Annotated in this window: 7 protein-coding genes and 1 pseudogene; 2 read left to right on the plus strand and 6 right to left on the minus strand. The window is 72.9% G+C overall.

Annotated elements, in window-relative coordinates; translation table 11 throughout:
• A pseudogene (locus AC2W7J_RS11100) lies at positions 1-192 on the minus strand (purine-nucleoside phosphorylase); the annotation flags it as partial.
• A gap of 25 nt (positions 193-217) precedes the next feature.
• Here AC2W7J_RS11100 and AC2W7J_RS11105 point away from each other — a divergent pair.
• Positions 218-1,633 (plus strand): NAD(P)H-quinone dehydrogenase, encoded by a 1,416-nt coding sequence (locus AC2W7J_RS11105; protein WP_255184077.1) that lies wholly within the window; start codon positions 218-220, stop codon positions 1,631-1,633.
• Positions 1,634-1,712: 79 nt separating this feature from the next.
• Complete coding sequence (locus tag AC2W7J_RS11110) at positions 1,713-2,078, plus strand: antitoxin (RefSeq protein WP_485982420.1); 366 nt, start codon at positions 1,713-1,715, stop codon at positions 2,076-2,078.
• 32 nt (positions 2,079-2,110) lie between these two features.
• On the opposite strand, the gene AC2W7J_RS11115 is transcribed toward AC2W7J_RS11110, so the two are convergent.
• From AC2W7J_RS11115 to AC2W7J_RS11135, 5 genes are all read right to left on the minus strand, one after another.
• Entirely contained in the window at positions 2,111-4,021 is a 1,911-nt protein-coding gene (locus AC2W7J_RS11115) for an MFS transporter (RefSeq protein WP_485982425.1), read from the minus strand.
• Positions 4,022-4,087: 66 nt separating this feature from the next.
• Complete coding sequence (locus tag AC2W7J_RS11120; protein WP_255184074.1) at positions 4,088-5,857, minus strand: acetyl/propionyl/methylcrotonyl-CoA carboxylase subunit alpha; 1,770 nt, start codon at positions 5,855-5,857, stop codon at positions 4,088-4,090.
• Positions 5,858-5,961: 104 nt separating this feature from the next.
• Positions 5,962-8,625 carry a DUF4153 domain-containing protein gene (locus tag AC2W7J_RS11125; RefSeq protein ID WP_485982421.1) on the minus strand — a complete coding sequence of 888 codons (2,664 nt, stop codon included), beginning with the start codon at positions 8,623-8,625 and terminating at the stop codon, positions 5,962-5,964.
• Positions 8,622-9,320: a response regulator transcription factor gene (locus AC2W7J_RS11130; RefSeq protein ID WP_485982422.1), complete on the minus strand. Its 699-nt coding sequence runs from the start codon at positions 9,318-9,320 to the stop codon at positions 8,622-8,624. Before AC2W7J_RS11130 ends, AC2W7J_RS11125 begins: the two co-directional genes overlap by 4 nt.
• An 85-nt stretch (positions 9,321-9,405) precedes the next feature.
• Positions 9,406-10,155, minus strand: coding sequence for a VWA domain-containing protein (locus AC2W7J_RS11135; protein WP_485982424.1), 750 nt, complete (start codon positions 10,153-10,155; stop codon positions 9,406-9,408).
• Between the last annotated feature and the right edge of the window lie 168 nt (positions 10,156-10,323).

A 10,323-nucleotide genomic window follows, 5' to 3' on the forward strand; every position in this document is an offset into this window, starting at 1 on the left:
CGCGGTGAAGCCGGGCACCTCGGCCTGCTCGACGGTGGCGACGGTGCGGCCGACCCGGTCTGCGGTCTGGCCCCAGCCGGAGCCGAGGACGAGGGCGACGTCGTGGGTCGCGACGCCGGTGCGCTCGGCGATGACGGCCGCTGCGTCGCGGGCGAGGGCGAAGGGGTCCTGGGTGTCAGCGGTCTGGGTCACAGGCGCAATCTACAAGGGTGGTTGGATGGGAGGCGTGACTCGAACGAACTCTGTTGTGATCCTCGGCGGCGGCCCGGGCGGCTACGAGGCGGCCCTCGTGGCCGCGCACCTGGGGGCGTCGGTCACCGTCGTCGACCGGGACGGCATCGGCGGGGCCGCGGTGCTCACCGACTGCGTCCCGAGCAAGACCCTCATCGCGACGGCCGACTACCTCGGCGGCATCGAGACCGCCTCCGACCTCGGCGTGCACCTCGAGGACCACGAGGGCGACGTCGCGACCGAGACGGTCGCCGAGCTCGACGCGATCAACCGCCGGGTGCGCAACCTCGCGGCCGCGCAGTCCGCCGACATCACCGCCCGGCTGCAGGAGGTCGGGGTGCGGGTCGTGCCCGGCACCGGCCGGCTCGCCTCGCCGAGCGAGGTCGTCGTCGAGGGTCCCGACGGGGGCACCGAGACGATCGCCGCCGACGTCGTCCTGCTGAGCACGGGCGCCACCCCGCGGGTGCTGCCGACGGCGCAGCCCGACGGTGAGCGGATCCTCACCTGGCAGCAGATCTACGAGCTGCCCGAGATCCCCGACAAGCTCATCGTCGTCGGCTCGGGCGTCACCGGCGCCGAGCTCGCGCAGGCCTACCTCGGCCTGGGCACCGACGTCACGTTGATCTCCTCGCGCGAGCTCGTCCTGCCGGGCGAGGACCAGGACGCGGCCGCGGTCATCGAGGACGTCTTCCGCCGCCGGGGCATGACGGTGCTCAACCGCTCGCGCATGGCCTCCGCCGAGCGGCGCGGCGACGGCGTCGTCGTCACCCTCGAGGACGGCCGTGAGGTCGAGGGCAGCCACGTGCTCATCGCCGTCGGCGCCGTGCCCAACACCCGCGACATCGGTCTCGAGGAGGTCGGCGTCGAGCTCAGCGACTCCGGCCACATCGTCACCGACCGTGTCTCGCGGACCTCGGTCCGCGGCATCTACGCGGCGGGCGACTGCACCGGCGTCTTCGCGCTCGCCTCCGTCGCGGCGATGCAGGGCCGCACGGCCATGGCGCACGCTCTGGGCGACGCGGTGACCCCCCTTCGGCTCTCGGCGGTGTCGGCCAATGTCTTCACCGATCCCGAGATCGCGACGGTCGGCATGAGCGCCGCCGACGCGGCCGACAACTCCGACGTGGAGGCCGTGATGATGCCGCTCTCGCGCAACCCGCGGGCCAAGATGCTCGGCATCGAGGAGGGCTTCGTCAAGCTCTTCGCCTACCGGGGGACCGGCACGCTGCTCGGCGGGGTCGTCGTCGCGCCGCGCGCCTCGGAGCTGATCTTCCCCGTGGCCATCGCCGTGCAGAACAGGCTCTCCGTCGACCAGGTCGCCTCGACCTTCACCGTCTACCCCTCGCTCACCGGCACCCTCGCCGAGGCAGCCCGACGGCTGCACCCCCTGCACGGGGAGTGAGCGCAGCCGGCGCGCTGGCATCGGTGCGCCGCTAGGGTCGAAGGGGGCCGATCCGCGGCCCGCGACGAAGGAGCCGAGGATGAGCAACAGCCCGCAGCAGTTCAACGGCGGCGAGTACGTCGACAAGGCGCGCGACGCGGCCCGGGACCACCCCGACCAGGCGCGCGGTGCGATCGACAAGGTCCAGGAGGCCGTCGACAAGCGCACCGGCGGCAAGTTCACGTCGATCATCGACAAGGCCGGCGACTTCGTCGAGGACAAGCTCGGCCTGCCGGAGGAGAAGAAGGCGGAGCCCAAGGGCGACGCCAGCCCCAAGGCCGACCCGGAGCCGAAGGGGGATGCCGCACCCAAGGCGGACCCGGCACCGAAGGCCGACCCGGCACCCAAGGCGGACGCGGTGCCGCAGGGCGACTCCTCGACCGGCGGCGGGGCCCTGCCCGGCTGATCCGACGGGCGCGCCGGCCGCGCCGGCTCCGGTCAGTCGGCCGGCGCGGTCACCGTCGCCTCCTGCAGCTGCAGGTCGGTGCGCACGGTCGACCCGCCGACCACGACGGTCCGGGAGACGATGGCGCTCGTGGCCCGGTCGACGGCCGTGACGACATAGGTGCCCTCCTTGGGCACCGGCAGGTCGTAGCGCCCTTCGGGGCCGGTGCGCATCCAGTCGACCGACCCGCCGGCGCGGCGGGTCACGACGACGGAGACGTCGCACGCGGGCTGCCCGTCGACTCCGGTCACGGTGCCCGAGATGCTCATCCGGTCGCGCAGGACCAGCGGCGGCACCTGCCGGCCCTGCTCCAGGTCGACGTAGGCGCTCACGGGCGCCCAGCCCGGTGCGGTGACGACGAAGAGGTGCTTGATCGGGCCGCCCGTCGCCACCGAGTAGTCGCCGGCCGAGTCCGTGTGCGACCAGTCGACGTGCGAGCCCTGGCCACCGAGCACGGTGACGACGGCCCCGGCGAGCGGCTGCCCGGCCGCGTCGGTGATCCGGCCGTGGACGACGTGGTCGGCCTTCTGCTCCTCGACGTCGGGGCGGCCCGGGACCTCGGCGGAGCGCTGCCGCAGGAAGGGCAGGATCAGCCCGAGGCTGATGAGCGAGGCGGCCGTCGCCAGGCCGAAGACGGTGGCCATGCCGGTGTAGGTCGGGAACCCTGTGGCCGTGATCGTCGCCGCGAGCACAGCGGTGGTCACCGCACTCGCCGTGGACGTGCCGACGGAGCGGAGCAGCGTGTTGAGCCCGTTGGCCGCCGCGGTCTCGGTGACCGGCACCGAGCGCATGATGAGGGTCGGCAGCGCCGAGTAGGCCAGCGCGGTGCCGATGGTCACGGTGATCGTGCCGAGCACGACGAGCCCGATCGAGTGGCTGAAGGGGATGCGCGCGAGGTAGGAGACCGCCATGATCGCCGCGCCGGCACCGATCGCCATCTCGGGGCCGAAGCGGCGGGTCACCCAGCCCGAGAGCGGCGCGAGCAGGCCGAAGGCCACGGCGGACGGGGCCATCCACAGCCCGGCGTGCAGCGCGTCGAGCCCCAGTCCGTAGCCGGTCTCCTCGGGGGTCTGCAGCAGCTGTGTCGACACGAGCATGTTGACGAACATCGCAAAGCCCATGAAGACCGAGATCGTGTTGGCCGCGATGACGACCGGCTGCGAGGCGGTGCGGATGTCGACGAGCGGGTTGGGGATGCGCAGCTCGAGCGGGACGAAGAGGCCGAGCAGCAGCAGACCCGCGGCGAAGCAGCCGAGCGTGCGCACGTCGAGCCAGCCCCAGTCGCTCCCCTTGGAGACGGCGAGGAGCAGCAGCACGAGCGCCAGGCTGAGCAGGACCGCGCCGCGCACGTCGAAGGCGCCCGCGGTCCGCACGCTCGACTCCGAGACGGTCAGCAGGACGAGCGCGATCATCAGCAGCGCGAGGACACCGGGCAGCCAGAGCACGACGTGCCAGTCGAAGGCCTCGGCGAGGTAGCCCCCGAGAGGCAGCCCGACGCCGGCGCCGATCGCCAGGGTCGCGCTCATCAGGGCGACGGCGAGCGGCACCTGCTCGGGGTCGAGCTCGTCGCGCATCGTGGCGATGCCGACCGGCACGAGCGCCATGCCCATGCCTTGCAGGGCGCGGGCGAGGATGAGGAAGGGCAGCGAGGGGGCGAAGGCCCCGACGAGGGCGCCGAGCGAGACGATGCCGAGCGTCACGAGGATCATCCGCCGCTTGCCGTACATGTCGGCCATGCGCGAGATGACCGGCGTCGCGACCGCCCCGGCGACGAGCGTGGCCGTGACCATCCACGAGGCATTGCCGGCGCTCGTGCCGATGAGGTCGGGCAGCTCGGGGACGAGCGGCAGCACCATCGTCTGCTGGAGCGAGACGATGGTGCCGCAGAGGGCGAGGACGGCGATGACGACGCCGCCCCCGGCACGCCGGGGAGGCGTGCCGCGTGTCGGTGGCTCACGTCCGTGGCATGATCAGTCCTTGATCTCGGCGAGGACCGCACCGTTGCTCACGGTGGCCCCGACCTCGGCCTGCAGGCCGGTGATCGTGCCGGCCTTGTGGGCGTTGATCGGCTGCTCCATCTTCATCGCCTCGAGGACGACGACGAGGTCACCCTCGGCGACCTCCTGGCCCTCCTCGACGGCGAGCTTGACGATCGTGCCCTGCATGGGGGCGGTGAGGCTGTCGCCGGAGGCCGCGGCGCCGCCGCCACCCCCGCCGGAGCGCTTGGGGGCCTTCTTCTTGGCCGCGGCGCCACCGCCGCCACCGAGCGAGAGGCCACCGGGCAGGACGACCTCGAGGCGCTTGCCGCCGACCTCGACGGTGATCTTCTGGCGCTCGCCGTCGTCCTCGGCCGCCTCGCCGACCTCGCCGCCGTAGGGGGCGATCTGGTTGTCGAACTCGGTCTCGATCCAGCGGGTGTAGACGGAGAAGGGGGCGTCACCCTCGGGAGCGAAGGCCGGGTCGCGGACGATCGCCTGGTGGAACGGCACGACCGTCGGCATGCCGTCGACGACGAGCTCGTCGAGGGCGCGGCGGGAGCGCTCGAGCGCCTGCTGGCGGGTGGCTCCGCTGACGATGAGCTTGGCGATCATCGAGTCGAAGGCACCGGCGACGGTGTCGCCCTCCTCGATGCCGGCGTCCCAGCGGACACCGGGGCCCTGGGGGACGCGCATCCTGGTCACGGTGCCGGGGGCCGGCATGAAGTTGCGGCCGGCGTCCTCGCCGTTGATGCGGAACTCGAAGGAGTGGCCGCGGGCGATCGGGTCGTCGTAGCCGAGCTCCTCGCCGTCGGCGATGCGCAGCATCTCGCGGACGAGGTCGATGCCGGTGACCTCCTCGGTCACGGGGTGCTCGACCTGCAGGCGGGTGTTGACCTCGAGGAAGGAGATGGTGCCGTCCTGGGCGACGAGGTACTCGCAGGTGCCGGCACCGACGTAGCCGGCCTCCTTGAGGATCGCCTTGGAGGCGCGGACGAGCTCGGCGTGCTGCTCCTCGGTGAGGAAGGGGGCGGGGGCCTCCTCGACGAGCTTCTGGTTGCGGCGCTGCAGCGAGCAGTCACGCGTCGAGACGACGACGACGTTGCCGTGCTGGTCGGCGAGGCACTGGGTCTCGACGTGGCGCGGCTTGTCGAGGAACTTCTCGACGAGGCACTCGCCGCGGCCGAAGGCCGTGACGGCCTCGCGGACGGCCGACTCGTAGAGCTCCGGGATCTCCTCCATCGTGTAGGCGACCTTGAGCCCGCGACCGCCACCGCCGTAGACGGCCTTGATGGCGATGGGCAGGCCGAACTCCTCGGCGAGGGCGACGACCTCGTCGGCGTCCTTGACCGGGTCGTTGGTGCCGGGGGCCAGCGGCGCGTTGGCCTTGACGGCGATGTGCTTGGCCTTGGCCTTGTCACCCAGCGCGTCGATGGCCTGGGGGCTCGGGCCGATCCAGATCAGCCCGGCGTCGAGGACGGCCTGGGCGAAGTCGGCATTCTCCGCGAGGAAGCCGTAGCCCGGGTGGACCGCGTCGGCGCCGGCGTCCTTGGCGACCTGCAGGAGCTTGTCCTGGAGCAGGTAGCTGTCGGCGGGCGTCTGGCCGCCGAGGGCATAAGCCTCGTCGGCGACCTTGACGTGCAGGGCGTCACGGTCGGGCTCGGCGTAGACGGCGACGGAGCCGATGCCGGCGTCGGCGCAGGCACGGGCGATGCGGACGGCGATCTCGCCGCGGTTCGCGATGAGGACTTTGCTGATGGCCATGGGCCGCAGACTACTGCGTGCCTGCCACCCCCGGCGGGTCGCCCGCATCGTGGCGCCGCACACCCCCTTCGCCCACCCCCTGCGGAGGCGAAGGGGGGTGCCCGTCACCTCGACCAGCCGCGGGAGTCGGTGCACCGGGTCGGGTCGTCGTAGCGCTGCCGGATCTCGTCGGCGCGGGAGCGGGCGAGGTTCCATCCGGCGAGGGTGTCCTCGTCGCCGGCGCCGTACACCTGGTGCATCGACAGCGCGCACTGCTTGATGTGCGCGGGCAGGGCGCTCGACTCGATGGTCGGCACGGCGTCGGCGGGCAGGCTGCTGAGGTACCAGGTGTCGATCTTGCCCGTGGACTGCCACCGCTCGATGTTGCGGTCGGCGACCCAGGCGCTCGTGTTGCCGACGGTGCCGACGATGGTGAGCACGGCGGCCGCGACGAGGACCGCGCGGCCGAGCCAGCGCCGGGTCGGGGTGACGAGGGAGACGAGCACCGCGAGGACGACGAGCCCGAGCCAGATCTCGAAGAGGTCGGCGTTGATCCGCAGCGTCGTGTAGCCGTAGGCGTCCTGGTAGAGCGCCATGCGGCGCAGCGCGGAGGCGACGACGAGCAGGGTGAGGATGCACAGGGTCGCGTTCATCGCGGTCATGACCCGGCGGTCGCGCTCGGTGCTCGTGCGGCCGAGCGCTCGAACTCCGGCGACGAGCAGCAGGACGAGCGCGGTGGCGACGGTGAGCTGGCCGAAGCCCTGCCGGGCCGACTCGGCATAGGTCACGCCCGCCGTGCGCACGACGTAGTCGTGCCCGCCGACGACCGCCGCGGCCTGGGCGACGACGAAGGCGACGAAGATCGCGATGACGACGCCGAGCGGGACCTGCCACTCGCGCTCCGGGATGCGCGGCGACAGGCGTGCCCCGTCGACGGTCGGCGGGTTGATCGCGAGGTAGAGACCGGCGAGCGTGACGCCGGCGAAGAAGACGAGCACGAAGACGCGGAAGATCGCCATGTCGCTGATGTCGGGCACGAGGGCCGAGGCCCAGGAGCCGAGGACGGCGTCGGCGGAGGCGAGCAGCCCGCCGAAGACGAGGAGCAGGGCGAGGCTGACGACCCCGGTGCGCAGCACCGACCACGCGCTGCCGCGGCGGGCGAGCGCGCGGATCGTCCGGTCGAGCAGGGGCAGCCCGCGCAGCGCCGAGAGTGGCCAGGCCATGACCGAGGCGATCATCCCGGTGACCGTGCGCGCGTCGGTGCACGCGGCGGCGGCGAGCACCCCGGCGACGGCGACGGCGAAGAAGCTCATCACCGGGTCGTCGCGCAGGATCGTCGTCAGGCCGAGGGGGAGGGCCAGGGCCGCGGTGGCCCACGACCACGGCTTCGCCCGGCGGGGCGAGGCGAGCCACAGGGCCGCACCACCGGCGGTGAGCACGACGAGCAGCCCGAGCCCGATCGCATTGCCCGGCAGCAGGATCGCGGCGAGCAGGCCGACGGCGAGTGCGGCGAGCAGCAGCCGCGGCTGCCCCTGCGTGATCCGCTCGGGCCACCACCGCGACAGCGACACCCCCGCTCCCTGGCCTCCTTCGCTCCCTGAGGAAGTCGCGAAGCGACTGTCTCGAAGGGAGGGAGCGGATTCTGCAGCAGTCATGACGGTCTCCTTGTCCCCGCTCCCTGAGGAGGTCGCGAAGCGACCGTCTCGAAGGGAGGGCGAGGTGGTGGTGAGCGGTGCGGGCGAAGGGGAGGTCGGCGGGGTGAGCGGGAGCCGGAGCTGGAGCCGGGCGCCTGACCCTTCGAGACGCTCGCCCGCTGCGCGGACTCGCTCCTCAGGGAGCGGGGTGGGCAGCGCCCGGATCGTGCCGCGGTGCATCGAGGCGACCCACGCGGCGATGGCCAGACCGAGGCCGGTGCCACCCCCTTCGTCCGCGCCGGGACCGAAGCGGTGGAAGAGCCGCTCCGCCCGCTCAGGGGTCAGGCCGGGTCCGTCGTCGGCGACGGTGAGGGTCCACGCGTCGTCGGTGGCGCGGGCGGTGAGGGTGACGGTGCCGCCGCTCGGGCTGTGCCGCACCGCGTTGTCGAGGAGGTTGGCGGTGACCTGGGCGAGGCGCGCGCGGTCGCCGGTGACGACGAGGTCGACGGGCTCGACGTCGGCGACGAGTGCGACGTCCCGACCCTGGAGGGTGGTCTCGCCGATGGCGTCGTCGAGCAGGTCACCGACGCGGATCCGGCTGGAGGAGAGGGGGATTCCTCTGCTGTCGGGGCGGGAGAGGTCGAGCAGGTCGGTGACGAGCGAGCCGAGGCGCTCCGACTGGGCGAGGGCGGCGCGCAGGGTCGCCTCGTCGGGGGTGGTGACGCCGTCGGCGAGGTTCTCGAGCAGGGCCTGCTGGGCCGACAGGGGCGTGCGCAGCTCGTGGGCGACGGTGGCGACGAGACGCCGCCGGTGCTCCTCGCCCTGCTCCAGCTCGGCGGCCATGCTCGCGAAGGCGCGGGCCAGCTCGCCGACCTCGTCCTGGCTCGACGTCGTGATCCGGGCGCCGTAGTCCCCCTTCGCCATCCGCCGTGCGGCCTCGGTCATCTGGGTGAGCGGGGTCGTCATGCCGGTCGCCAGCCAGCGGGTGACGACGAGGGCGAGGCCGATCGTCGCGGGCAGGCCGATCCACAGGGGGACCCCGGCATCGGTGCCGACCGTGCCGACGACCGCCGCGACGACGACGCTCACGCCGACGAGGACGGCGAGGCGGGTGCGGATCGAGGTGAGCTCGAGTAGTGGAGCGGAGCGGTTCATCGGTCGTTCCCGTCGTCGAGGGCGTAGCCGACGCCGTGGACCGTGCGGATCCGGTGGCTGCCGACCTTGGCCCGCAGCGACTTGACGTGGCTGTCGAGGCTGCCGCGGCCGAGACCGTCGTCCCAGCCCCACAGGTCGGCGACGATCCGCTCGCGGCGCAGCACCGCGCCGGGCTCGCGGGCGAGGAGGGCGAGCAGGTCGAACTCCGTCGGCGTGAGGTGGACCGCGTGGCCGTCGACGGTGCACCGACGGGTGCGCTCGTCGAGGGTGAGCCCGGCGTGGTGGGTGATCGTCTCGGTGGGGCGCCCGAGATCGGCAGCGCGCTCGACGCGGCGCAGCAGGGCCCGGACCCGGGCGACGACTTCGCGCATGCGAAATGGCTTGGTGAGGTAGTCGTCGGCACCCACCCCGAGCCCGACAATGATGTCGCTCTCGTCGTCGCGGGCGGTGAGCATGAGCACCGGCACGGGGCGGTCGGCCTGGATCCGGCGGCACACCTCGAGCCCGTCGAAGCCGGGCAGCATGAGGTCGAGCACGACGACCGCGGGGTCGTGCTCGGCGTGGGCGGCGACCGCCCCCGGCCCGTCGTGCGCCTGCACCACCTCGAAGCCCTCCGCCGTGAAGCGGTCGGCCAGGGCCTGGTTGATCGTCGGGTCGTCCTCGACGACGAGCACGCACGGTGCGGGAGCGGTCATGGGATCAGGCTAGGGAGCCCCACCGGTGGATCCCCGGTGGGAGATCTGGAGATCCTCTGCAGATCTGGACGAAGGGGGAGTGGCCTCAGCCCACCGGCAGGCGGGAGACGAACTGCCGCAGCTGCTCGATGTTGCGCACCTCGTGCATGTCGACGACCTCGGCGTAGCGACTGGCCGCGGAGTCGCCGGTGTCCCACATGCGGGCGGACTCGGGGTTGAGCCAGGCGGCGTACCGGGCGTGGGAGACGAGCTCGCGCAGGGCGTCGACCTGCGGGTTGGTGCCGTTGGTCCGGGCGTCGCCGAGCACGAGGACCGTCGACCGCGGACCGATGGCGTCGAGGTGGTGGTCGACGGCGTCGACGAAGGCGGCGCCGTAGTCGCTCGACCCGTGCCAGCGCGTCATCTGCGCCTCGCGGGCGACGCGCTCGCTGATGTCCTCGCCGAACTGCGCCTCGCGCACCAGCTCGGTGATGTCGTCGCACGTGTTGACGAAGCCGATGAACCGCACCCGGCGGAAGGTCCCCGCGAGCGACTGGAGCAGCAGCATCGTGAACCGGGAGAAGCCCGCCACCGACCCGGACATGTCGCACAGCAGGACGATGTCGGCCCGGCTGCGGGTGCGGCGCTTGTAGGCCGGGCGCACCGGCACCCCACCGGTCGACATCGCCGCGCGCAGGGTCCGGCGGATGTCGATGGTGCCCCGCGACTGCCGCCGCTGGCGGGCGGCGAGCTTGGCCGCGAGCTTGCGCGACAGGGGAGCGATGACCGCGTGCAGCTCGGCCGCCTCGGTCTTGCCGGTGAGCAGGAAGTCCTTGCGCTCCAAGGGGTCTCGCACGCCGTAGCGCGAGATGCGGTCCCGTCCACGGACCTCGGCATTGCGTCGCGCCGACTCGGTCTCGATCTTGCGACGGAAGGCGCCGACCCGGCGCCGGATCTCGTCGCGGTCGTAGCCGGTCGCTCAGCTGCTCTGGCCGCCAGGCGCTGCCCGCGCCACCGCCCCCGC

The sequence above is a fragment of the Janibacter sp. CFPM2_SD2 genome (genome assembly GCF_057364645.1).